This is a genomic window from Flavobacterium pectinovorum, from assembly GCF_900142715.1.
Lineage (GTDB): Bacteria > Bacteroidota > Bacteroidia > Flavobacteriales > Flavobacteriaceae > Flavobacterium > Flavobacterium pectinovorum.
This window is the reverse complement of sequence record NZ_FRBX01000001.1, coordinates 867036-892736: the sequence shown is the minus strand read 5'-3', so window position 1 is coordinate 892736 and position 25701 is coordinate 867036. Positions and strand designations below refer to the sequence as shown.

The window sequence follows — 25701 nt, the reverse complement described above, 5'->3', positions numbered from 1 at the left end:
AAAAAACACCAGCCTGGCTGATGTTTTTGTTTAAATCAAAATGATTCAAAAATTTAATTTGTTGAAACGCTATTACCTGTATTTATCAAAGTTGCTTTATCTATAATCCCCTGTCCTGTAGGTGAGGCAGGTGGGTTTTGATCTTGCAATTGGATATATTTTCCTGAAGATGGAGAAATATTTAAGATTCTATTTAAAATCAAATTTATCTGAGAACTTGGAAGTGCATTATTATTAAAATTAAGACTTCCTTGTCTGGCGTAAACTGAAGATAATAATGGTAAATCAATAGAACTAAGAATAGGGTTACTACTAAAATAAATTCCCTTTACATTAGTTAACATTGGTAAGGAAATAGATGTTAAAGATGAATTCCCCACAATATCATTATCAAATCCGTGTATCGTTTTTAAAACAGGAATTAAAATTGAAGTAAGTTTTTCGTTATTACCTATTCTAAAATCATTATAAACTTCAGTAAGACTGTTTAAATTTATGGTAACTAATTTTAAATTATCGCTTATATTTAATTCTATTAAATTTTTTATTACACTTAAATTTAAGGTTGTCAAATTTGTTGTCCCATTAACATAAACATTTTCTGTATTTGGTCCAAATTCAGCCGCTATTTTGGCTGCTGCCTGCTCATCTGTAATATCACCTGTAATTACTATACTTGTTTTACCCTTGTTTTGGCTGCTTCCCGCATATAACGCATATGGCACACTCAAAAGCTGACTTGTACCACTAATGCTATAATTGCTTCCTCCTGCCGGGTCAATTTCAGTTTTTATAAAATGTGATCCTGCACCCCAATCTATGGCTGCAAAAGTTCCTGTAACTGGTGTTCCGCCGCCTATTTCTATTGTTGCTAATCCGTTATTGTTAGTGGTTGTAGTTTGTGTTTCTACATAAGAGGCCGTACCGCTTGCCGAACCTAATAAAATGCTGCTTTTTATACTTACTAAAGTATTTATAACCAATGATCCGTCTGTTTTACGAATAACAGATTGGTAACTCATTTTTTGCGGAGCCTGTGCAAATAAAATTGTAAAAGAACTTAATAATAGTAATGCGAGAGTAATTTTTTTCATGTTTTTCTGCTGATTAAAATGTTATTTTTTTATAATCTTAAAAGTTTTGATTGTTTTGTTGCTACTATTTACTGCCAGAAAATAAATTCCCTGATTTAATCCCTGCATAAGAACAGTTGTTTCAGAGGTTGTAATGGGTGAATTTTTGGAGACTGTTTTTCCATTGATATCAAATAAATTATAAGATAGATTATCCCATTTATCTGTTGTTATCACTAAATTAAGCACGTCTACAGTAGGATTTGGATATGCAGTCAGGGCAAGATTGATTCCGGTAAATTCCTCATTTCCCAATGTAGTTATTTCATAAGGCTGCTGAATACCCTGCACAACATATTGATCTGTACCTGTTAAGCTTGTATAGACAATTTGCCCTATCGAATAACTCGATGTTCCTCCCGTACCTTCGGCACTTCCTCCGGCAACTACTACACTTTCTTGCGAATAACTATTGGTAGTAAACGAAATACTGGCAATAAATAAAATAAAAAAAGTTTGTTGGTTTCTTTTCATATAATTGGATTAATAGTTACTTATTTCCTCCAAATATATATTAATTTCTTACGGAAAATATTGTTACGATATAAAGAATCATAAAAAATACGCAAAAAAAAAACACCAATCTTTACGACTGGTGTTTTTCATTATCTTTTAACAAAAAAATTACTCAACAGACTGTGTTTGATTTCTAAAAACCAATTTACCATCAAAGGCGTCAATTAAAATAATACTGTCTGTTGTAATATTTCCCGCGAGAATTTCTTTCGATAATTGATTCAAAACTTCTCTCTGGATCACACGTTTTACCGGTCTTGCACCAAATTCAGGATCATAACCTTTGTCTGAAAGATATTTGATTCCTTCTGGAGTTGCATCCATTGTAATGCCTTGTAAAGCCAGCATTTTGCTCACACTCTTCAGTTGTAGACTCACAATTCTTGAAATATTATCAACTGTTAACGGCGTAAACATTACGATTTCGTCGATACGGTTTATAAATTCCGGGCGAACAGTTTGTTTCAACAATCCTAAAACTTCCACTTTTGCAGCTTCGGTTGCGGCTTCGACACTTCCTTTTAGGTTTTCAAATTTTTCTTGTATAATCTGACTTCCCATGTTAGATGTCATGATGATAATCGTGTTTTTAAAATCGGCTAAACGACCTTTGTTATCTGTCAATCGGCCTTCATCAAGAACCTGCAATAAGATATTGAAAGTATCAGGATGTGCTTTTTCTATTTCGTCTAATAAAATTACTGAATATGGTTTTCTACGAACAGCTTCTGTCAATTGTCCGCCTTCATCATAACCCACATATCCCGGAGGCGCACCTACTAAACGACTCACACTGTGGCGTTCCTGGTATTCGCTCATATCGATACGCGTCATGGCATTTTCATCATCAAAAAGATATTCTGCCAATGCTTTTGCCAATTCGGTTTTACCAACTCCGGTTGTTCCTAAAAATAAGAATGTTCCAACTGGTTTTTTCATATCCTGCAATCCGGCACGGCTTCTTCGAACGGCGTCACTCACGGCTTCAATCGCTTCTTCCTGACCTACGACTCTTCTGTGTAATTCTTCTTCCAGATGAAGTAATTTTTCTCTCTCTGTCTGAAGCATTTTCATTACCGGAATTCCTGTCCATTTTGCAACAACTTCTGCAATATCTTCGCGTGTAACTTCTTCTTTAATTAATGAATTACCAGATTGATATTCCTGTAATTGTTTTTGTAAAACATCAAGGCGTTCCTGCGCTTCTTTTATTTTTCCGTAACGAATTTCGGCTACTTTTCCGTAATCTCCGTCACGTTCTGCGCGTTCTGCTTCGTATTTAAAATCTTCAATTTCTAATTTTACAGCCTGAATTCCGTCTACAACATCTTTTTCAGATTTCCATTTAGTATAGATTTCGTTGCGTTCTTCTTTCAGATTCGCCAAATCCATGTGAAGAATTTTCAGTTTGCTTTCTTCTTTTTCACGTTTAATGGCTTCAATTTCAATTTCTAACTGCATGATTTTACGATCTAAAACATCCAGTTCTTCTGGTTTTGAATTGATTTCCATACGCAATTTAGATGCGGCTTCGTCCATCAAATCGATTGCTTTATCCGGTAAAAAACGATTGGTAATATAACGTTGCGAAAGTTCTACTGCCGCAATAATTGCCTCATCTTTAATCTGAACTTTATGATGCGTTTCGTATTTTTCCTTGATTCCACGTAAAATTGAAATCGCGCTTTCAGTATCCGGTTCATCAACCAAAACCTTTTGAAAACGACGCTCTAAGGCTTTATCTTTCTCAAAATATTTTTGATATTCATCTAAAGTCGTAGCTCCAATCGCTCTTAATTCTCCACGAGCCAAAGCCGGTTTTAAGATGTTTGCCGCATCCATAGCGCCTTCACCTCCACCCGCGCCTACAAGCGTGTGAATCTCATCAATAAATAAAACTATATCACCCTCGGCAGCAGTAACTTCTTTTACAACTGATTTTAAACGTTCTTCAAATTCTCCTTTGTATTTTGCACCTGCAATAAGCGCTCCCATATCTAGTGAGAAAACAATTTTGTTTTTTAAGTTTTCAGGCACGTCGCCATCTACAATTCTGTGCGCCAAACCTTCTGCAATAGCAGTTTTACCAACTCCGGGTTCACCCACTAACATTGGGTTATTTTTTGTTCTTCGGGTAAGAATTTGCAATACACGGCGAATTTCTTCGTCACGCCCAATAACGGGATCCAGTTTTCCTGTTTTTGCTAATTCGTTTAGGTTTTTAGCATATTTATTTAAGGCATTATAGGTTTCTTCTGCTGATGCTGAAGTTACTCTTTCGCCTTTTCTAAGTTCTTCTATTGTAGCTTTTAAGGCTTTTCCGGTTACGCCCTGATCTTTTAAAATTTGGGCTACTTTACTTTTCGAATCGAAAATTGCCAGAATTAAATGTTCGATCGAAACGTATTCGTCGTTCATTTTTTGCGCGATAATTTCAGCTTCATTCAAAGCTTTATTGGCGTCTCTGGAAAGCATAATATCTCCTCCTGAAACTTTTGGAAAACTCTGAATTGTTGAATCTAAAATTTGCAAAAACAAAGGCACATTTACATTGAGCTTTTTCAAAATAAAAGGCGCTACATTTTCATCTACTTCAAAAATAGCCTTAAAAATGTGTTCGTTTTCTATTTGCTGCTGCCCGTTGCGTTGTGCGAGTTGCTGTGAAAGCTGAATGGCTTCCTGCGATTTAGTTGTAAATTTATTTATGTTCATATTTTTTTACGATTTATGATTGATTTTTTTATTTTTGATATTCGATTAAATTAAAATTAGAATTTATTGCATTAAGTTTTAAACTTTAAATAAGCTAACTTTGCTTCTATATTTCAAAATACATTCCATACTAAAATTACAGACAAAATGGCGCTTAAAATAGCTTTTTAGCTAATTATTAACGTCAAAAAGTCATAAAACAAGTCAAATATGAGTTTTTTAAATTCAATCTTCGGAAATTCAGAGAATACAGATTCTCCTAAAAGCAATGTAAACTGGACAGAATTGACTGATGTATTACAGTTACAGGAAATTGAAGCTATTTCTAACGAAAAGCCGGTTGTTATTTTCAAACATAGCACAAGATGCAGTATTAGCCGAATGGCTTTAAAACAATTTGAACGTGAATTTGAATTAAATGATACAGTTGATGCTTACTTTCTTGATTTAATTGCACACCGTGATATTTCGAATGAAATTGCGCAAAAATTTAATGTATATCACGAATCTCCTCAATTGATTTTAATCAAAAACGGAAAAGCTGTTTATGATGTTTCACACAGCGATATTGATGCAGAAGCATTGAAAACTAAAGTTTAATTTTTTTGCCACAGATTAATGGATTAATTTGATTTTTAAATCCTAAAAATCTTTTAATCTGTGGCAAATATATTTTAAAAGGTTCCTTTTGAGCCTCCTCCGCTAAAACCTCCTCCTCCAAATTCCATTGGAGATTCTGTTTTTGCTTCTGGTTTTAAACCGAAAGTCGAAGCCACAATTAAAGCTTCGGCATTCAATAAAGCATTTGAGTTATTAATTCTGTCCGGTTTAAAAGTCACTCCAACTTCATTATTTTTTAATTTTCTTATTGAAAAATAAGCTATTGTAAATAAAATCATTCCGCCTAGTGTTAGCGCTACTTCTATTGGCAAAACAGAATAATAAAATCGTATTGTGTAAATTGAAAAAGCGATGGCTAAAAAACTAATCCAAAGCATAATTCTGTCTTTGGTCCTTATAGCTTGTACCAAATAAATAGCCGGAACAATAAACGTAAAAGCATAGAAGAAATAAGAAAACGGAATATCCTGTCCGGGAAGAACTTCATTTCCTAAAAGTTCTGCTGAAAGTTCTCTTACTACCAAATAATTACAAGAAAGATAAAAGAGAATCAAACAGAAAGTATTTGCCCACAAAAGACCTTTATAATGATAACTTTCAGTTAGTTTATTGATTAAGTTTTTAGTAAAAAAGTAAAAACCTGCGGCAAATAGCATAGTTATGAATGGTAGTATTGCTTTTCCGATGGCACCAAACTCAAACATTCCGTAAAATAAAAGTGCAGAAACAGCAATACAGAAAATAAGCATTGACACTAAATGCAAATATCTTTTATACATCATAAATGAAGCGATTGCAACAAAAAAAGCAATTACTATTTCATAGCCTTCAGTCGTAATACCAATAGCAAATCCGACATTTAAGAGCGCTCCCAAAATAAAAGCATCATCTAAGCCATGTTCGTAATAATTTTGATTTGCCAGAAACTCTGCGACAGCAAAACCAACTACAGCAAAAATATAGCAGCAAATTTCAAAAAAAATCCTCTCGCCGCTTAAGCCCACTAATGAAATTACACCGCAAACTGAAATGTATAAAAATGCTCCTAAAAGAAAGAATCCTAATCGCACCAAAATATTACTTTGTCTTTTAAAAGCCGGTAATTCTTTTTTGATTAAATCTTTTTGTTCTTTACTAATAAAACCAGCCGATTGTAAAGATTTTGCCTCTTCGACAAGACTTAAATTATCTAATAAATTTTTATCGTATACTATCATGCTGCAATTTCTTTATTGAAATTTTTAATTAGTTTAATAAACAATATTATAGAACCTATAAAATATATTGGAAGTGCTATAATAATAAATATCCATAAATCTCGAAAATCCATAAATTCTAAAACTCTGAAAATGAATATATTTATCCCGATGTAAGCGTAAATAATCATAAACACATATAACGAAATTGCCTTATATTCATAGCTGATTTTATAGAAATAATAAGAAGACCCGGCCAAAGCAATCACAAAAAACAACCAGACTATATCTTCAAAATAATTGATCAGACTACTAATTGCTGCAATGCTTATAATATGCAAAGCAAAAGTTAGATAAATAATATTGAAATGTGTTTTTAACTGGATTCTTGAACTATAAACCGTCCATAAAATCAGTAACACGCCTAACATTATTGCGGAATAGCTTAAAGTTTGATCTTCATAAAAATTAATGTTTTTTAATAAATCCTGAGGTGTTACCGAAAGCCCTATATAGGCCGCTAAACCAGTAATTGCAATGGCTAAAACGCTTTTGTTATCAAAATAATAAGCACAGGAAAAACTGACTATTGTTGGTATTAAAGTTGCCAGACCATAATGCGTACCAAACGCCTCATATTGAAACTGTAAATATCCTATAAAAATACAAGTCAAAATATTACCAGCCAAAACCAAATATTCTAAAACAGGATGTTCAAAAACTGTTTCTGCTTTTTGAAATCCTTTTGAATTTTTAAAACAATAATAAAAGCAAACGCAAATAAGTACAAAGAGAATCGAAAGAATAGCGATATGCCCAATACTGTCAATGTTTTTATAGATTAAGACTCCAATTCCCGAAGTAAAAAGTAAAACAGATAAATAAAGAAAAAATTTTAATTCGGCATTAAGCGAAAAAATATTCAGACCGCGGTAAGTTGTAATTTCCTGATATTGATTTTCAGTAATTAGATTTTTATCTAAAAGTTTTTGTGTTGCCTGCTCTTCAAATTTTATCATAGTATAAATTTAAGATAACTAATTATTCAAATGTATGTATTTCGCCTGAATTTTTCTATTTAAAATTGAGAACTGATTTATTCAAAAAAAATGCGCCAGAAACTACTGGCGCATTTAAATATTATAATTGAGATATGATCCTTAATTATTTTTGGATTTTGATATCTGCAACAATTCTAGGATTAGAACCTACTCTAGTTACAGATTTAACGTAGATAACTCCTTTTTTGCCAGCAGCATTTTTAAACAAAACTACAAGTGGCAAGTTACTATCTGGAAATGATTCACCATCATCTGTAATAGTTAAACTATTTAAATCTTCTCCTTTTTCCAATTTATTGAATTGGTCAATAGTATACTGATTTGTAACATAATTAATAAAATCAGTATTTGTTGCCGTACTGCCAAGACCATCTTCTGAATCATTAGGGCTAACGAAAAAATTCAAAGAAGAACTACCTCCGTAAAAAGCAATATCAACCTTTGGCAAAGTAGCAGTGTCAATTTGGCTCTTTTTGTAAGATTTACCAGTTTCTGTTGAGAAGAAACGTCCTGCATCAAATCCTTCAGAATAGTCTAAAGAAAAAGTTACATCTTTAAAAGTTTTTAAAGTTGCTGTATCAACAACTTCAGTTTCATTTTTGTCATCATCACTAGAACAACCAGTGAAGATTGATGCGCAAATAAATAATACTACTGCAAATTTTTTTGTAATGTTCATTTTCATAAATTTTTAAATTTGATACGAATGTAATCTGAAAATTTAAAAATTTTAATATTTTTTTAACAAAAAAATCACCTTAATTCATTTAACCTGAACTTGAAGAATACTAACCGCTAGAAAATAAGCAGTTTAAATATTTTACTTTTTTATTAATTTTTATAGAAATATTTTTTTAGTTGTAATAGAATTCCTGAATTTAAAAATATCATGTGTATTTTACTACGCTAATCCGATTAAACTGTAAATAAGCTAGACAGTTAACTAAAACTTTAACTTATATACTTTTAAAAAGCGGCTTTCATTTTATCTTTAATAGCATCCAGACACAGATTATTAATACTGCCTTCGTGCGTATGTTTTGTTTCTTTTGGAGACTGATATGTTCCTGCTTCCAATTGTTCTGCAACGGCTTTGTATGCATCTCTAAATGGAATTCCGGCTACAACCATTTCGTTTAGAGTATCAACCGTGAAAAGATAATCGTATTTTTTGTCTTTTAAAATATTGTCTTTTACTGTAATATCTTTTACCGAGAAAATCGCAATATCCAGACATGCTTTTAAATTTTGAAGTGCGGGAAACAAACCTTCTTTCAAAAGCTGTAAATCTCTGTGATAACCGCTTGGCAGATTATTTGTTATTAAAGTGATTTCGTATGGAAGCGCCTGAATTTTGTTGCATTTTCCTCTGATTAATTCAAAAACATCAGGGTTTTTCTTGTGTGGCATAATGCTAGAACCCGTTGTAAGATGTGCCGGCAAACTGATAAAATCAAAGTTCTGGCTCATATACAAACAAACGTCCATTGCAAACTTTGATAAAGTTGCTGCAACGCTGCTCATGGCAAAAGCAACAGTTTTCTCTGCTTTTCCGCGGCTCATTTGTGCGGCAACGGCGTTGAATTTCAACGTTTCGAAACCTAATTCCTGAGTTGTAAAAGTTCTGTTGATTGGAAACGAACTTCCGTAACCTGCAGCAGAACCTAACGGATTCTGATCTACAATTTTTGAAGCCGCATTCAACATCGTTACATCATCGATTAAGCTCTCTGCATAAGCAGAAAACCACATTCCGAATGAAGATGGCATTGCGATTTGTAAATGTGTATAGCCTGGCAATAAAACATTTTGATGCTTTTCTGCCGATTCCATTAACAAGTCAAAAAGTGTTTTTACTTGTTCTTTTAAAGCTTTTAATTCGTCTTTTAAATACAAATGAACATCAACTAAAACCTGATCGTTACGAGAACGCGCGGTGTGGATTTTTTTTCCGGCATCGCCCAGTTTTTCGGTTAGTAAATATTCGATTTTAGAATGCACGTCTTCAAAACTGTCTTCGATTTCAAAATTTCCAACCACAATATCAGCGATGATATCGTTTAGGGCATCAACCAAAGAAGTTGTTTCTTCCTGAGTTAATAAACCAATCTGACCAAGCATTTTGGCGTGTGCAATAGAACCTAAAGCATCGTATTTTGCCAACACTAAATCAAGTTCACGGTCATTTCCTACAGTGAAATGTTCGATTTGTTTGTCTGTTGGTATTCCTTTTTCCCAAAGTTTCATAGATTTTTTTTTTTCGCCACGAATTCACGAATTTATATCTTCAAAGATTATCAAAAATAATTCGTGAATTCGTGGCGGTTTTTCTTTTCTTATAATTTAAAGAAATCTGTTAGTATTTTAACGTACAAATCGACTCCTTCCTCAATTTCGTTAATGAAAATAAATTCGTCTGCTGAATGTGACCGCAGTGTTTCTCCTGGTCCTAATTTTAAAGACTGACAGCTTAAAACAGACTGATCTGAAAGTGTTGGTGAGCCATAAGTGGTTCTTCCTAAAGCAATTCCGGCTTGTACCAAACCATGCGCAACCGGAATAGACGATGCATTTAAATGCATAGATCTTGGTGTTACTTCGGCATTTACGTTTGCTTTTACCACTTCCAAAATTTCGGTATTCGAATAACGATCTGTTACACGAATATCTACAACCAAATCACATTCTGATGGCACAACATTGTGCTGTTTTCCAGCGCTGATTTGTGTTACGGTCATTTTTACAGGACCTAAAACATCAGAGATTTTATCGAATTTATAGTTTTTAAACCATTCCATTACGGGAATAGATTTGTATAATGAATTATCGTCGTTTTGATGCGCGGCGTGACTTGCAGTTCCTTTTACTTTTACGTCCAAAACTAACAAACCTTTCTCAGCTACAGCCAATTGCATTAATGTTGGTTCGCCAACAATAGCACAATCTAACTCTGGTAAATGTTTTAAAACGCTGTTTAAACCGTTTTTTCCGCTGCTTTCTTCTTCGGCGGAAGCCACAATTACGATATTATGTGACAAATTTTGATTTTCGTAAAAGTGAACAAACGTTGCCAATAACGAAACCAGACATCCTCCTGCATCATTGCTTCCTAATCCGAATAATTTACCGTCTTTTTCAATGGCTTTAAACGGATCGTTTGTGTAAGCCTGATTTGGTTTTACGGTATCGTGGTGTGAATTCAGTAAAAGTGTTGGTTTATTTTCGTCGAAATACTTGTTGAAAGCCCACACATTATTGTTTTCTCTTTTAAAAGGAATCTCGTTTTGATTGAACCAATTTTCTATTAAAAGTGCTGTTTGATCTTCTTCACTTGAAAATGAAGGGGTTTCAATTAGATTTTTCAATAAGTTAATTGCCTCTTTGGTAAGCGTTGCTATATTTTTCATAGGTGTAGGTTCTCTGCCACGATCCCGATAGCTATCGGGACGAAGTCACAATGTTTTTAATTAAATCTGTGACATTTTTAATTTGCGCAAATTTCTAAAATTAATATTTAAAACAACTTCCGCAGCTATCTTTTTTTGCCACGAATTACACAAATTTTCGCTAATTTTTTTAAATTTTAAGTCGTAAAAATTTGTGCAATTCGGGGCTATATCTTTTATAATGTAATCGTCGTATGCAAAACATCTGGATTTTGGAGCATTTTGTGATGTCCTATTTTGATTTTTTGAACGCCTCTTGACAAACTATTAAAGCAATTATCCAACTTTGGAATCATTCCGGAATGGATTACTTTTTTTGTTTTTAGTTTATTGTATAATTCTTCGTTTATTGCTGTAATCACAGATGAATCGTCTTCTGAATCTTGCAAAACTCCTTGTTTTTCAAAACAATACGTTAGTGTAACATCAAAAACCTCTGATAATGCAATTGATAATTCACTCGCAATGGTATCTGCATTAGTATTTAAAAGTTGTCCGTTTTTATCGTGTGTAATGGCGCAGAAAACAGGAACTATTCCAGCTTCAAGCAACGTTTTCAACAAAGCTGTATTTACTTTTTTTACATCGCCTACAAAACCGTAGTCAATTGTTGGGTGATTTCTTTTTATTGACTGAATTAAATTTCCGTCAGCTCCCGAAAATCCCATTGCATTGTTGTTTTTTGCCTGCAACTGTGCGACAATATCTTTATTGATTTGTCCGGCATAGATCATCACGACAACATCAAGCATTGGAGCATCTGTAATACGGCGCCCTTCAATCATTTGAGGTACCAAACCAATACTTTGGGCCATTTTTGTAGCCGATTTTCCTCCACCGTGAACTAAAACTTTATATCCTTCTATTTTAGAAAAATCAGTTAAAAACTGTTCTAATTCGGTTGGATTATCGATGATGTTTCCGCCTATTTTTATTACTTTAACTTTATTCATGAGGTTCAAAGGTTCAGAGAAACAAAGGAACAAAGTTTAGATTCAGTTTGTAAAAACCTCTGAACCTTTGCAACTTTGTGCCTTTGCAACTTTATTTATAACTTCTTCAAAATCTTTTGTAAAACTAATTGTGCCGAATACGTTCTGTTATTCGCTTGTTGAATTACGATTGAATTTTCGCTGTCAATCACTTCGTCACTTACAATTACGTTACGACGAACCGGAAGACAATGCATAAATTTTCCATTATTGGTTAAAGCCATTTTTTCGGCCGTAACGGTCCAGTTTGAATCTGTATTGGTTACTTTCCCGTAATCGTTGAAGTTGCTCCAGTTTTTTACGTAAACAAAATCAGCATTTTCGAAAGCTTTGTTTTGATCGTATTCGATTTTACAATCTTGTGTAATTTCCGGGCTCAATTCGTAACCTTCTGGATGTGTGATTACAAAATCCATGTCTTTTTGCATTTGCATCATTTCTACAAATGAATTTGCAACTGCCTGTGGCAAAGCTTTTGGATGCGGCGCCCAAGATAAAACCACTTTTGGTTTATGTTTAGTCTTGTATTCTTCCATCGTGATGGCATCTGCCAAAGATTGCATCGGGTGACGAACGGCACTTTCCATGTTTACGATTGGCACTGTTGCGTGTTTCAAAAATCCTGAAATAACCGTTTCAGCATAATCTTTTTCTTTATCTACCAAACCTGCGAAAGCACGAATAGCGATAATATCACAATATTGTGAAACTACTTCCGCAGCTTCTTTAATATGTTCTGAAGCACCGGAATTCATTACAGCTCCGTCTTCGAATTCTAATGTCCAGCCTTCGTTGGTAAAGTTCATTACCATTACGTTCATTCCTAAATTTAAAGCCGCTTTTTGAGTACTCAAACGCGTTCTTAAACTCGGGTTGAAGAATAACATTCCTAAGGTTTTGTTTTTTCCTAATTTTTGATTTTTAAGCGGGTCCTTTTTTATTTTTAACGCGCTTTTTACCCATTTTGATAATGAGTCGATATCTTGTATTGAAATATAATTCATTGTTTTTTGTTTTTGTTAGTTGGTGTCTAAAATTAGACGCTGATTAAACAGATTCGCTATCGCGAAGACGCTGATTTATACGGATTTCTCTATTCTTAATTTTCTATTATTTTCGAAAATCTTTCGTTTAAATTCTGGTTTTGTTCCAAAATTTAAAAGTAAACCTACTTCACAATTTGTTCCTTTTAAATAATTTAAAATTTGATTTTCGAATTCTTTCACTATACCATCTGCTGCTTTTAGTTCTAATATAATTAAATCTTCTACTATCAAGTCGGCATAATATTGTCCAACTTCAATTCCTTTATAATAAACTTCTATTTTCTTTTGAGCTTCAACCTTTAAGCCTTTACTTTTTAATTCTAAGTATAACGAATTTTGATAAACTCTTTCTAAAAAACCATATCCTAATTCATTGTAAACTTCATAAAAAGTTTTAATAATGACGTCGGTCAATTCTTCATGTAATAATTTCATTTTTTTTTAATTTTGAATGAAATATACTACATAAAAATCAAAATAAAATAAAATCCGTTTTTATCCGCGTTTTCGCTTTAGCGAATCCGTATCATCCGCGTTGTAATTACACAATTTTAGTAAACGGAATTTCGTTCTGTAATGCTTTTAAAATAAAATTATCATTTAATCCGTTTACGATCCAGGTTTCTATGCTGGCTGCTTTTGCGATTCCGGCGGCCTCGATTTTGGATTGCATCCCTCCTGTTCCGTGTGATGATTTTGATTCGCCGATTTCTTTTTCTAATACTTTTAAATCATTTACTAATTTGATCGTCTCAGGATTTTCATCATGAATAGAATCTTTGGTATAAATTCCGTTTGTATTAGTCGCAATAATCAGAATATCAACATTTAGCAGCACTGCTGTTAAAGCGGCTAATTTATCATTATCTCCAAACCGAATCTCATCTGTGGCAACGGTATCATTTTCATTAATAATCGGAATGTAATTGTTCTCGACCAAAACATTAATGGTATTGACAATATTGACTTTCGACTGATCTTTTTCGAAATCTGAATAAGACAATAAACATTGTGATGTCAATAATCCTAAATCGCTGAAATTTTCATGGAAAATCCGCATTAAATGGGGTTGTCCAATCGAAGCCAAAGCTTGCTTTAATGCAATTTCTTTGCCTTTACTTTCTAGTTTTACAAACTGTTTGGCCGCTGCAATGGCTCCAGAACTTACGATTACAAATTCGTAATCTTTGTTTAAAGCGGCGATTTGCATACCAATATCTTCGATCTTTCCCCGCGAAATATGATTGGTTTCTTTGGTTAAAGTATTACTTCCTATTTTTAATAAAATCCGTTTTTTGCTCATTTTGTTTTGGTTTTGCCACGAAGGCTCAAAGGCACTAAGTTTTATTTTTATCGCAAAGGGCGCAAGGTTTATCTTTAGTTAAATTCCAATTTTTAAAATCAGAAATTATTAATCTTTTTAATCCTCAATCTAAAATCTAAAATCAGAAATCTAAAATTCTACCGTATTTGTCCTTCTCCATAAACGTACCATTTATTGGTTACAAGATGTTGTAAACCAATTGGTCCGCGTTGATGCAATTTATCGGTGCTTATCGCTAATTCTCCGCCAAGACCAAATTGTCCGCCATCTGTAAAACGGGTTGATGCGTTGTGATAAACTGCAGCTGCATCAATAGATTCCATGAATTGTTTTGCAACATTTTCATCTCTTGTAATTATTGCTGCTGAATGTCCGCCACAATATTTATTGATTTTTTCGATTGCATGTTCTTCAGAATCAATTGTTCCGATGACGATTTTATAATCTAAAAATTCTTCGTACCAAATATCTTCGTTTTGAAGTGTTTCTGTGTCTTCAAAGCTTTTTAACGATTCGTCTACAATAACTTCTACTTTATTTTCAATTAAAGTTTCTATTAAAATAGCTGTAAAACCTTCAAAATTAGGCAATCTCGAATCTATTAAAACTTTATCTAAAGCATTACAAGCTGAGATTTTAGAAGTTTTAGCATTCAAAATTACTTTTAAAGCCAAATCTGTATCTGCATTTTGATGAACGTAAACAAAATTATTTCCGCGACCGCTTACAATTACCGGGCAAGTGGCGTGTTGCTTTACAAACTCAATCAATTTTTCTCCTCCTCTTGGAACAATTAAATCGACTTTTTGAGTTGGTTTTTCTAAGAAAGCCTGTGTTTCTGCGCGATTAAAATTCAGATACTCCACCCAATCTTTTGAAACTCCGTTTTGTTCTAAAGCCTGATGCCATAAATCAACAATCTTTAAGTTTGATTTTAAAGATTCTTTTCCTCCTTTTAATAAAATCTTATTTCCGGATTTAAAGGCAATTCCGCCCGCTTCGATTGTAACATCGGGACGCGATTCGTAAATAATTAATATGGTGCCGAATGCGGCGGTTTTATTGACTACTTTGATTCCATTATCATGAACAAAATGAAAACGCTCTACTCCAACCGGATCTTCCTGTGAAGCCAATTGATTTAACGATAAAATCATCTCGTCGACTTTTTTATTATCTACTTTCAGGCGCTCTTCCATCGCTAAATCTGAACCATCGTAAGCGAGTAAATCTTCCTGATTGGTGAGAATTATTTGACTCCGCTCTTGTCCGACCAGCTTTGCCATAGAGTGCAAAACCAGATTGCGTTTTTCGATTGATAATGGATTCATTTATTTTGGTTTAATTGGTTAATCGTTTAATCGATTAACCAGTTAAACGATTAAACGAATTAATATATATGGTAACTAATTTTTAAGCTCTTCTAAACTTTCTTTTAAAGCTACAATAAAAGTGTCGATATCTGATTTTTTCACAGTAAGTGGTGGCAAAATTCTTAACAGATTTTTGTTATTTGCACTTCCTGTAAAAATATGTTTCTCGATAATTAGTTTCTTTCTTAAAGCAGAAACATCAAAATCAAATTCAACACCAAGCATTAAACCTTTTCCTTTTACTTGTTTGATTCCGGGAACTTGTTTGATTTGCTCTGAGAAATAAGCCGATACTTCGTTTACGTTATCTATTAAATTTAGCTTTTCTATTACATCAAGAACCGCAATTCCTGCTGCACAAGACAAATGGCTTCCGCCGAAGGTTGTTCCTAATAATCCGAAACTTGCTTCAAATTTTGGAGAAATTAAAATGCCTCCAACCGGAAAACCATTCCCCATTCCTTTTGCAACTGAAATAATATCAGCGTTGATTCCGTGATGTTGGAAAGCGAAGAATTTTCCGCTTCTTCCGTATCCTGATTGTACTTCATCTAAAATCAAAACCACATCGTGTTTTTTACATGCTTTTTCTAAAGCCTGAAAAAATTCTGTTGTTCCCTGATCTAAACCTCCAACTCCTTGAATTCCTTCGATAATTACGGCTGTAACATCTCCTTTTTCAAGTTCTGCTTCAACTAATTCAATTTGATTTAATGGTAAAAAAGTAACTACTTGTTGTGCGTTAATTGGTGCTACGATTTTTTTATTATCAGTAACAGCAACAGCTGCAGAAGTTCTTCCGTGGAAAGAATTATCAAAAGCAAGAACTCTTGATTTTCCGTTATGGAAAGAAGCTAATTTCAAGGCATTTTCATTGGCTTCAGCTCCGGAACTGCATAAAAACAATTCGTAATCTTCTAATCCTGAAAGTTTTCCTAATTTCTGAGCCAATTCTACCTGCAAAGGATTCTGAATGGCATTCGAATAAAATCCTAAATGATCTAATTGATTTTTTAGTTTTTCAACATAATCAGGCTGCGTATGGCCAATCGAAATTACACCGTGTCCGCTATATAAGTCTAAATATTCCACCCCATTATTGTCTGTAATTGTGCAATCTAATGCTTTTACAGGTGTTATGTCGTAAAGTGGGTATACGTTAAATAAATTCATCTTAATTTTTGTTTTTTTGTTTCAGGTTTCATGTTTCAAGTTGTGTAGAACGTGAAATTTTAAACTTGAAACTGATTTAAGTTTCAGTATTTCTGTTCAAGTTATGCACATAACGTGGAACTTGAAACTTTAAACCTGAAACAAATTTTCTCTAAAATCCGCTTGGTTTCAAATGTAAACCAGTGGTTTCTTCCAGTCCAAACATCAAATTCATGTTCTGAATTGCTTGTCCTGAAGCACCTTTGGTTAAATTGTCAATGATTGAGGTAATCAAAATCCGGTTTCCTTTTTTCATTAAACTGATGATACATTTGTTGGTCTGCACGACTTGTTTCATATTGATATTTGTCGTTGTTACGGTTACAAACGGTTCATTTTTATAGAACTCTTCGTATTTGGCAACGGTTTGTTCCAGACTTTCGTCGGATGTTGTATATAAGGTTGCAAAAATTCCTCTTGGAAAATCTCCCCTGTTTGGAATAAAAAGCAACTCGCTTTCAAAATCATCCTGTAATTGCACTAAACTTTCTGAGATTTCTCCCAAATGCTGGTGTTCAAATGCTTTGTAATGCGACATATTATTGTTTCTCCAGCTAAAATGTGACGTTTCTGAAAGTCCGACTCCTGCGCCTGTACTTCCGGTTGTGGCATTAATATGAACGTCATTGTTTAGCAAATTATGTTTCGCTAAAGGCAATAATGCCAATTGAATAGCGGTAGCAAAACAACCAGGATTTGCTATGTAATTTGCTTTTTTGATGTCTGCTTTGTTCAATTCGGGTAAACCGTAAATAAAATCTTTTCCTTCAAAATGAGCGTCTTTGTTCAATCTGAAATCATTTCCTAAATCGATGATTTTTGTATGACTTGCAAATTGATTTTCCTGCAAAAATGAAATCGATTTTCCGTGCCCAAGACATAAGAAAACAACATTTACATCCGGATTTATCTGATCAGTAAAATTCATTTCAATATCTCCCATCAAATCGTGGTGCGCCACAGAAAGCGGTTTACCAGAATTTGTTGTACTATAAACAAAATCGATGTTTACATTGGGATGATACATTAATATTCTGATAAGTTCTCCGGCTGTGTAGCCCGAACCACCAATTATTCCGATATTAATCATGAGTTAAATGGTTTACAGATGAAAATATATTTTGTGCATTTCCTAAAATCTTAATAAATCCTTTTGCATCGTCAGATGTCCAGGCGTTGTTCATTTCTCCGTATTGTCCAAAGCCTGTGTTCATCAAATCATTTTTAGATTCAATTCCGTCAAGCGAGAAATGATATGGTTTTAATGAAACCGTTACAGTTCCGTTCACTGTTTTTTGTGTGTCTTGCAGGAATGTCTCAATGTTACGCATTACAGGATCTAAAAACTGACCTTCGTGAAATAACATTCCGTACCAGTTTCCTAGTTGTTCTTTCCAGTATTGCTGCCATTTACCAAGCGTGTGTTTCTCTAACAAATGGTGTGCTTTGATGATGATTAAAGGCGCAGCAGCCTCAAAACCAACTCTTCCTTTAATCCCGATAATAGTATCACCTACGTGAATATCTCTGCCTATTGCATAAGCATTTGCCAGTTTTTCAAGCTTTACAATATTATTTTCAGGGACATCTTTTTTACCGTTTAAAGCAACTAATTCTCCTTGTTCAAAGTGTAAAGTCACTTTTTCTTCACCTTCTTTTTGCAATTGCGAAGGATAAGCTTCACTTGGCAAAGGCTGGCTCGAAGTTAAAGTTTCTTTTCCTCCTACGCTGGTTCCCCAAAGTCCTTTATTGATCGAATATTGTGCTTTTTCCCAAGAATAGTGAACGCCGTTTTTAGCCAAATAATCAACTTCTTCTTGTCTTGACAATTTTAAATCTCTAATTGGTGTGATGATTTCAATTTCAGGCGCAATTGTCTGAAAAATTAAATCAAAACGAATCTGGTCATTTCCTGCACCTGTACTTCCGTGTGCGATGGCGCTTGCTCCTACTTTTTTAGCATATTTAATGGCTTCAATTGCCTGAAAAACACGCTCTGCACTTACTGACAATGGATATGTATTGTTTTTTAATACATTTCCAAAAATCAAATATTTTATAGCTTTATCGTAATATTTGTCTATGATGGTTAGGTTGGCGTGTTGCGCACTTCCTAATTCATAAGCTCTTTTTTCGATCGCTGTTAATTCTTCTTCACTAAATCCTCCTGTATCTACAAGTACGGTATGAACTTCGTATCCTTTTTCGTTTTTTAAATATTTCAAACAATACGAGGTATCTAATCCTCCACTATAAGCTAATACAACTTTTTTCATTTTTTATAATTTAGGCTAATACTTTCGTATGTAGCAAGTTTGAGATTTCTTTTTTGTTTTATTCTTAGGTTAAAAAAATAAACGACAATAGTTTATTTAAGAATAAGGCTTGTTTTATTTTCTTTAATCTGCTCAAAACAGCTTCGTTAAAAGGATGTCTTGGCGGGCCTTTTGGTTTGTCTTTTGGATCATAAAGCATTCCTGTACATAAGCACATTTTGTTTTCTTTGCTTTGTAGGATTTGAAAATTGGTACAGGTTTTACAACCTGCCCAAAAACTCGGATCTGTTGTAAGTTCTGAAAACGGCACTGGTTTGTAACCCAAATCAGAGTTGATTTTCATTACTGCCAAACCAGTTGTAATACCAAATATTTTTGCGTCTGGATATTTTTGCAGCGAATAATCAAAAACCTTTGATTTGATTTGTTTTGCTAAACCTAAGTTTCTGTAGTCCGGGTGCACAATTAATCCGGAATGTGCCACGAATTTTCCATGTTCCCAACTTTCGATATAACAAAAACCTGCAAATTTTCCATCTGCCAAAGCAATCATCGCATCACCGTTCGACATTTTTTTCTGAATGTATTCAGGAGTTCTTTTAGCAATCCCTGTACCTCTTAATAAGGCAGATGATTCTATCGTATCGCAAATTTCCTGTGCGAATTTGAAGTGTTCTTCCTGAGTTACAACAATAGAGATTTTCATTTCAATAGTTGAAGTTAGAGTTAAAAATTAAAACGTATTGTTTAGTTTGAAATCTCGAAATCAATCCAATAAAAATAGACAAAATAGAAGTAACATTCTCAAAATCAAAAAGTTGATTTAGAAAATAATTAAAATAAGATATACTTTTAGGATATGTTTGTCCAAAGGACAAATAGGTTGATTTCAAAATAAAAAATGAATATAAATAAATACGCCGCGAAAAACTCTGTGAATACTATAGAGATAGTATCCGTACTTCGGGAGAAGTTACAGGTGAGTTTGTCCGTGACAAAGAAGTTATATGTAAACTTATTTTATTCATCGGTGCAAAAGTACACTATTTTTTAATTTACAAAACAAAAAAATAAAATTCTAACATTTTTTTAATGGAATGTTGTTTTTTTCTAAGGTTCTGAGTTGCTAAGATTCTATCCCGAAGCATCGGGACTGAGTTTTTTACTGAACTTGAAACTTCAAACCTGAAACTAAAAAACAAAACCCGACAGCTACTAATAACTATCGGGTTTTGAATATTTTAAGATTTTGTGATTTTATTTTTTAGTAAACGGAATTACTTGTCCATTACCTAAAACAATCATATCAAAACCTGTTTTTGCTTCGTTAAATTTGAATTTTAAACCTGCTCTTTTTGATTCGAATGTATCTTTTTCATTTGCAACAGGAGATAAACTAAATTTTGGATAGTTTGGAAGTTCTGCGCTTAAAACGCTGTTTTTCTCTGTCATTTCAATTGTCAATGGCGATTTGGTAGTAACATAATTTCCTAAATAACCATCAAGAATGATATCTTTTTCAATTTTACCGTTTCCCGCTTTCCAAACATTATTGCTTTCGTTATAATCAGGAAAAGCATGATCTGGATCTAAAGTGATGCTTTCAATTTCTTCTGTAGAATTATGTTTGAAAGACCAATCGTTGTTACGCTGCCAGATTTCTACAGGTAATTTAACTCTGGTTACTTTTCCGCTTTTTGTTTTTACATCCAAAACAATTGGCATTGGCATTTTGTCGAAATTCTCAACTGTAATTACAACTCCTTTTGCAGGATCATTTTTTACATATTTAATAGAGTTGATTCCCTGATCGAATCTCCAGTTGTTTACGAACCAGCTTCTCCAGAACCAGCTTAAATCTTCTCCGGCAACATTTTCAATTGTTCTAAAAAAATCATCCGGAGTTGGATGTTTGTAAGCCCAACGCTCTACATAAGTACGTAATGCTTTATCAAAACGCTCTTCTCCTAAAACCTGCTCTCTTAAAATTACCAATCCTGCGCTTGGTTTTGCATAACATAATACACCAATATTTGCTTCCTTCATATTATCAGGAGAGCTCATAATCGTTTCTAATTTTGGATTTGTATAATATTCTGCATCTTCATGTAAGTTTGAAGCTGGCTGTTTGTATTCTCCATTATTAAAATCGTAAGAACTTACAGAGTTGATAAAAGTATTAAAACCTTCATCCATCCATGCAAAATAACGCTCGTTTGAACCTACGATCATCGGGAACCAAATGTGTCCAAATTCGTGATCTGTAACTCCCCATAAATCATCTCCTTTAGATTTCCATCCGCAAAAAACAATTCCTGGGTATTCCATTCCGCCTTCATTTCCTGCTACGTTTGTAGCTGCAGGATAAGGATATTCGAACCATCTTTTTGAGTAATTCTCGATAGATGCTTTTGTATATTCCGTAGAACGTCCCCATGCATCATTTCCTGAACTTTCTACCGGATAAGCTGATAAAGCCAATGCTTTTTTACCGCTTGGCAGGTTTATTTTTGCTCCGTCTAAGATAAAGGCCGGAGACGATGCCCATGAAAAATCACGTGCATTTTTAATTTGATAATGCCATGTTTTTTCAGCAGTTGCATTTGCATTTGCTGTTGCAGCAACTTCATCTGCAGAACGAATTACAACTGTTTTATCACTTTGTTTGGCCTCTCCATAACGCTTAAATTGTTCAGCAGAAAATACTTCTGATCCATTTAATAATTCACCAGAACCTACAACATAATGATTGGCAGGAGTTGTAATTTTTACATCAAAATCACCATACTCTAAATAAAACTCAGAAGCTCCTAAATAGGGTGCAGTATTCCAGCCTCTTACGTCATCATACACACACATACGCGGGTACCATTGTGCAATTGTGAAGATTTTTCCGTTTTTAGTTTCTAAAACTCCCATTCTGTCTGATCCTTCAAAAGGTGCAATGAATGAAAATTCGATTTTAATTTTTATAGATCCTCCTTTTGAAGCTAATTCTTCCGGAAGAAAAATTTGCATTCTTGTATCTGTAACTACATATTTTACATCAGTTTCTGTTTTTTTCTTTCCAGAAATTACCTTTACCGATTTAATTTTATTTCCTCCCTCAAAAACCTGACCCTGCGCTCCGTTACGGCTTCCTGTTAAAGGCACAACAGCATTTCCTCTTGAGTCTTCTTTGAATAAATTTTGATCTAAATTCAACCAGACAAATGATAATTTATCAGGACTATTATTAGTATACGTGATTTCATCTGTACCACTAATTTCATTTGATGTAGCATTTAATCTTGCCGTTATTTGATAATCGGCTCTGTTTTGCCAATATTCAACTCCCGGCTGACCGCTGGCAGAACGCGTTGGCGTACCATTTTTAGTGTAAAAATGTGGTGCAAAAGCATCGTGGTAATTGTAATTATTAACAGGGGTAACTGCTGTTGTAGCTGGCGTTTGTTGCGCCGAAACAGAAGAAATCCCTACAAACAAAGCCATGGTTAATAAGGCTTTTGAGAATTGTTTTTTCATATTTTTTAGCTGTTTATGTAGCAAATTAATGAAAAAAAAAGCTATTTACAGAGAAAATCTTAACCTTAAATTAAAGTTTAGCAAAAATTTATCAAAAAAATAATTTAAGCGATTTTCTTAAAAAACTAAATTTTATAAAATATATTTACATCACTTTTAAAACTAATTTCTTTCAATTATACTATTTTGAATACAACTATATCAAATTCAACGCTTAAAGCTTCTATCAAACATGCCGGAGCTGAATTGTTTTCCTTAAAAGACAATCAAAACCAAGAATATATCTGGGAAGGAAACCCTGCTTTTTGGGGAAAACATTCTCCTATTCTTTTTCCGATTGTCGGAACTTTAAAAAACAATACTTATACTATTAATGGAAAAGAATATCAATTGCCAAGACATGGGTTTGCGCGTGATATGGAATTTCAATTAATTGATAAAACCGAAAACAGTGCTACTTTTTCATTGCAATCCAATAGTGAAACACTGAAAAAATATCCTTTTGATTTTGAATTGCAACTTATTTATACGCTAAATGAAACCACTTTAGACATTGCATATAAAGTAATTAATAAAGGTGAAACCAAAATGCCTTTTTCTATAGGAGCGCATCCGGCAATTGCTTTACCTGAAAATTTTGAGAATTATTCTTTTAAATTTGAGAAGGAAGAAGATTTAAAATATTCTCTTTTAGAAAATGATCTGATTTCCAACAAAACAGAAAGTTTGCAAACTATTGAAAATCTGGTTCCGCTGAATTATAAATTGTTTGAAAATGATGCGTTGGTTTTTAAAACTTTAGAATCTAATTCGCTTACCATCTTGGAGAACTCAAAACCTTATATAAAAGTTGATTTTGAAGATTTTCCGAGTTTAGGAATCTGGACAAAAGATCAGGCTCCGTTTGTTTGTATCGAGCCGTGGTATGGTTATTCAGACACGGCCGAAAATTCAGGTGATTTATTCGAAAAAGAAGGGATTTTGATTTTAGATGCCAAACAAACATTTAATTCAAAATTTAGTATACAAATATTATAAAAATAAAAAAATGCTGGATTTTAACTTTTCTCCATTTCCAACTATAGAAACCGAACGTTTACTTTTAAGAAGAATTACGAATGACGACGCAAACGAAATTTTTGAATTGCGTTCGAATCCGGAAACTATGAAATACATTCCGAGACCTTTGGTAAAAAATACCGAAGATGCACTCGCACATATTGCCATGATCGAAGAAAAAATTGAAACCAATGTTGGAATCAATTGGGCAATTACTTTAAAAGAAAGTCCTAAACTATTAGGAATCATTGGTTTTTACAGGATGCAGCCAGAAAATTATCGCGCTGAAATTGGATATATGTTATTGCCTGATTTTCATGGAAAAGGTATTATTCCTGAAGCCGTAAACAGGTTAAACAGATATGGTTTTGATGATTTAAAATTGCACTCTATAGAAGCTGTTATCGATCCGGAAAACTTTGCGTCAGAAAAAGTTTTGCAAAAATGCGGTTTTATTAAAGAAGCTCATTTTAAAGAATCTGAATTTTATGAAGGTCGCTTTCTGGACAAAGTAATTTACTCATTGTTAGACAAGTAAACTTTTAAAGATTTTATTTCAAAAAATATAATGAAATACTCTGTTTTTTTTAACATACAGCAAGTATTTGTTGCGTTATATTTGCACCCGAAATAAGTTTAAAAAACTTATTTATCACTATGAAAATCTTGTTTATGAAAAAATTACTTGTTCTGTTTGTTCTTTTCTTTTCTATTCAATCACAAAGTCAGACTTATATTAAATTCAATGCCGCCACGGCTATAGTAGGCATACCTAATATTGGAGTTGAAACAAGCGTTGGAGAAAAACTTACTTTTAGTGTAGATGTTATGGCTTCTTTTTGGGAATCTTTCAACGGTCATAACCCAATGAAGTTTTATACTTTAACTCCTGAACTTCGTTATCATTTTAAAGAAAAATACAACGGATTTTATGTTGGCGGACATGCCGGACCTGATTTTTATGAAATCCAAAAATGGAATTATTTTGACTCAAATAAATATGAACATGGCTTTGGTTACCGCCTGGGTGTTTCAGTTGGGTATAACATCAAACTAAATGATAAATTTCTTATAGATATTTTTGCCGGAGGTGGCTGGCACCAAGGATTTTATCATGGATATTACAATGATGGAACTCCGGGAAGATATGAAACGGCGGCGCATTGGAACAAAAGTGGTGAATGGTTGCCATATCGTGGAGGAGTAATGATTTCGTATAAATTATAATTACTTTGCCAACTTAGGTAGTGTTTTTAGATATAAATCTTCTACTTTTTTGCGTGCCCAGTCCGTTTTTCTTAAAAAGGTTAAACTTGATTTTATACTCGGATTTGAAGTAAAACATTTTATAGGAATTAATTCTGATAAGGTATCAAAACCATAATATTCTACTAATGTTTCTACTATTTTTTGAAGAGTAACTCCGTGTAAGGGATCTTTAGATTGATTTTGCATTTTTTTACTTTTATAATATTAAAAAAGACCATACTCCAAAAAGTATGGTCTTTTCATTTTACAAAATTAATGATTTCAAATTTAATTCAATCTACTACTATTAGAATATAAATTTAAATCCGACAGAAAGTGGAGAAGTTAGATTTGGATTACTTCCTGCCAATGCTGTATTATAAAATGGGTCTACATTTGCCACATGCGCTAATCCAAAATTAGTAACTGTAGTTTTTTCACCAATTTTAGGATCAAGGGTTGTAGAAGTAAAATTGGCCAAATCATAAGAGAACTCGACTGAAAAATTTTTCGTTACGAAATAATCAAATCCTCCTGAAAGAGACAAACCAAATTGATTTACTTTTAAGTCACTTTCCTTTTCTTTCCCAGTAATAACAGGCAAAGCCAACTGGCCAAAGAAATATAATGAACCAGCTACATTCCAATATTTTCTTGCTAATGGCTCAACAACAATTAAATCTGTTTTCGCTGCAGTTCCAGCCTCTGAATCAGCTTTAATATTAATATATCCAAAAGCAGCTCCAACAGCTACCGAAGGGGTCACAAATGTACCTACAATTGGTAAAACAGATAAACTTGTATTTTTTTTATCTGCGGTTTTAGTTTGCTGATAACCAAATTGAGATGTTGCAAACCAGGCGCCTTTTAATCCCTGACCGGTTTCCTGAGCTTTTGCGGTTAAACCTACTAATACAATACTGATTAATGTTACAATTTTTTTCATTTTAAAGTTTTGTTA

The 25701-nt window shown here is 33.4% G+C and carries 24 protein-coding genes; 4 read left to right on the top strand and 20 right to left on the bottom strand.

Features of this window, described 5'->3' with window-relative positions; genetic code table 11:
* Positions 1 to 53: 53 nt before the first annotated feature.
* The 3 genes from BUE22_RS03685 to clpB all read right to left on the bottom strand — a co-directional run bounded on the left by BUE22_RS03685 (position 54) and on the right by clpB (position 4361).
* Positions 54 to 1094, bottom strand: a complete 1041-nt coding sequence (locus BUE22_RS03685) for a hypothetical protein (RefSeq protein ID WP_073393761.1) — start codon at positions 1092 to 1094, stop codon at positions 54 to 56.
* Between the two features lie 21 nt (positions 1095 to 1115).
* Positions 1116 to 1607 (bottom strand): T9SS type A sorting domain-containing protein, encoded by a 492-nt coding sequence (locus tag BUE22_RS03680; RefSeq protein WP_073393760.1) that lies wholly within the window; start codon positions 1605 to 1607, stop codon positions 1116 to 1118.
* A gap of 150 nt (positions 1608 to 1757) precedes the next feature.
* Positions 1758 to 4361, bottom strand: coding sequence for an ATP-dependent chaperone ClpB (clpB, locus tag BUE22_RS03675; RefSeq protein WP_073393759.1), 2604 nt, complete (start codon positions 4359 to 4361; stop codon positions 1758 to 1760).
* 210 nt (positions 4362 to 4571) lie between these two features.
* Here clpB and ytxJ point away from each other — a divergent pair, with 210 nt between their 5' ends.
* Positions 4572 to 4961 (top strand): bacillithiol system redox-active protein YtxJ, encoded by a 390-nt coding sequence (ytxJ, locus tag BUE22_RS03670; RefSeq protein ID WP_073393758.1) that lies wholly within the window; start codon positions 4572 to 4574, stop codon positions 4959 to 4961.
* A 74-nt stretch (positions 4962 to 5035) separates the two neighbouring features.
* On the opposite strand, the gene BUE22_RS03665 is transcribed toward ytxJ, so the two are convergent.
* From BUE22_RS03665 to BUE22_RS03595, 15 genes are all read right to left on the bottom strand, one after another.
* The gene (locus BUE22_RS03665; protein ID WP_073393757.1) at positions 5036 to 6199 is read right to left on the bottom strand and encodes a hypothetical protein; all 1164 of its coding nucleotides are present in this window, start codon (positions 6197 to 6199) and stop codon (positions 5036 to 5038) included.
* On the bottom strand, positions 6196 to 7197 hold the full coding sequence (locus BUE22_RS03660) for a DUF2157 domain-containing protein (protein ID WP_073393756.1): 1002 nt from the start codon (positions 7195 to 7197) through the stop codon (positions 6196 to 6198). Before BUE22_RS03660 ends, BUE22_RS03665 begins: the two co-directional genes overlap by 4 nt.
* A 145-nt stretch (positions 7198 to 7342) precedes the next feature.
* Positions 7343 to 7918: a hypothetical protein gene (locus BUE22_RS03655; protein WP_124020502.1), complete on the bottom strand. Its 576-nt coding sequence runs from the start codon at positions 7916 to 7918 to the stop codon at positions 7343 to 7345.
* Between the two features lie 287 nt (positions 7919 to 8205).
* Positions 8206 to 9486: an argininosuccinate lyase gene (gene argH, locus BUE22_RS03650; protein WP_073393754.1), complete on the bottom strand. Its 1281-nt coding sequence runs from the start codon at positions 9484 to 9486 to the stop codon at positions 8206 to 8208.
* An 89-nt stretch (positions 9487 to 9575) separates the two neighbouring features.
* The gene (locus BUE22_RS03645) at positions 9576 to 10646 is read right to left on the bottom strand and encodes a M20 family metallo-hydrolase (RefSeq protein WP_042564389.1); all 1071 of its coding nucleotides are present in this window, start codon (positions 10644 to 10646) and stop codon (positions 9576 to 9578) included.
* A 215-nt stretch (positions 10647 to 10861) separates the two neighbouring features.
* Positions 10862 to 11638, bottom strand: coding sequence for an acetylglutamate kinase (argB, locus tag BUE22_RS03640; RefSeq protein WP_073393753.1), 777 nt, complete (start codon positions 11636 to 11638; stop codon positions 10862 to 10864).
* A 95-nt stretch (positions 11639 to 11733) separates the two neighbouring features.
* Positions 11734 to 12681, bottom strand: a complete 948-nt coding sequence (locus BUE22_RS03635; RefSeq protein ID WP_073393752.1) for an N-acetylornithine carbamoyltransferase — start codon at positions 12679 to 12681, stop codon at positions 11734 to 11736.
* A gap of 75 nt (positions 12682 to 12756) precedes the next feature.
* Positions 12757 to 13158: a GxxExxY protein gene (locus BUE22_RS03630; protein WP_073393751.1), complete on the bottom strand. Its 402-nt coding sequence runs from the start codon at positions 13156 to 13158 to the stop codon at positions 12757 to 12759.
* Between the two features lie 106 nt (positions 13159 to 13264).
* A complete protein-coding gene (gene proB, locus BUE22_RS03625) occupies positions 13265 to 14026 on the bottom strand; it encodes a glutamate 5-kinase (protein WP_073393750.1) in 762 nt (253 codons plus the stop codon).
* Between the two features lie 158 nt (positions 14027 to 14184).
* Positions 14185 to 15378 (bottom strand): glutamate-5-semialdehyde dehydrogenase, encoded by a 1194-nt coding sequence (locus BUE22_RS03620; RefSeq protein WP_073393749.1) that lies wholly within the window; start codon positions 15376 to 15378, stop codon positions 14185 to 14187.
* 75 nt (positions 15379 to 15453) lie between these two features.
* Positions 15454 to 16593 (bottom strand): aspartate aminotransferase family protein, encoded by a 1140-nt coding sequence (locus BUE22_RS03615; RefSeq protein WP_073393748.1) that lies wholly within the window; start codon positions 16591 to 16593, stop codon positions 15454 to 15456.
* A gap of 151 nt (positions 16594 to 16744) precedes the next feature.
* Positions 16745 to 17722, bottom strand: coding sequence for an N-acetyl-gamma-glutamyl-phosphate reductase (gene argC, locus BUE22_RS03610; RefSeq protein ID WP_073393747.1), 978 nt, complete (start codon positions 17720 to 17722; stop codon positions 16745 to 16747).
* Entirely contained in the window at positions 17715 to 18908 is a 1194-nt protein-coding gene (locus BUE22_RS03605; protein ID WP_042564382.1) for an argininosuccinate synthase, read from the bottom strand. The genes argC and BUE22_RS03605 overlap by 8 nt, the downstream gene beginning before the upstream one ends.
* 64 nt (positions 18909 to 18972) lie before the next feature.
* Positions 18973 to 19614: a GNAT family N-acetyltransferase gene (locus BUE22_RS03600; RefSeq protein WP_042564381.1), complete on the bottom strand. Its 642-nt coding sequence runs from the start codon at positions 19612 to 19614 to the stop codon at positions 18973 to 18975.
* Between the two features lie 551 nt (positions 19615 to 20165).
* A complete protein-coding gene (locus BUE22_RS03595) occupies positions 20166 to 22433 on the bottom strand; it encodes a M1 family metallopeptidase (RefSeq protein WP_073393746.1) in 2268 nt (755 codons plus the stop codon).
* A gap of 186 nt (positions 22434 to 22619) precedes the next feature.
* Here BUE22_RS03595 and BUE22_RS03590 point away from each other — a divergent pair, with 186 nt between their 5' ends.
* The 3 genes from BUE22_RS03590 to BUE22_RS03580 all read left to right on the top strand — a co-directional run bounded on the left by BUE22_RS03590 (position 22620) and on the right by BUE22_RS03580 (position 24719).
* Positions 22620 to 23471: an aldose 1-epimerase family protein gene (locus tag BUE22_RS03590; protein WP_073393745.1), complete on the top strand. Its 852-nt coding sequence runs from the start codon at positions 22620 to 22622 to the stop codon at positions 23469 to 23471.
* Between the two features lie 10 nt (positions 23472 to 23481).
* On the top strand, positions 23482 to 24030 hold the full coding sequence (locus BUE22_RS03585; protein WP_073394266.1) for a GNAT family N-acetyltransferase: 549 nt from the start codon (positions 23482 to 23484) through the stop codon (positions 24028 to 24030).
* Positions 24031 to 24164: 134 nt separating this feature from the next.
* Complete coding sequence (locus BUE22_RS03580) at positions 24165 to 24719, top strand: DUF3575 domain-containing protein (protein ID WP_073394265.1); 555 nt, start codon at positions 24165 to 24167, stop codon at positions 24717 to 24719.
* Here BUE22_RS03580 and BUE22_RS03575 read toward each other — a convergent pair whose 3' ends face one another.
* Together BUE22_RS03575 and BUE22_RS03570 are read right to left on the bottom strand one after the other, a co-directional pair.
* On the bottom strand, positions 24720 to 24947 hold the full coding sequence (locus BUE22_RS03575; RefSeq protein WP_073393744.1) for a VF530 family protein: 228 nt from the start codon (positions 24945 to 24947) through the stop codon (positions 24720 to 24722).
* Between the two features lie 100 nt (positions 24948 to 25047).
* Entirely contained in the window at positions 25048 to 25686 is a 639-nt protein-coding gene (locus tag BUE22_RS03570; RefSeq protein WP_073393743.1) for an outer membrane beta-barrel protein, read from the bottom strand.
* Positions 25687 to 25701 lie beyond the last annotated feature (15 nt).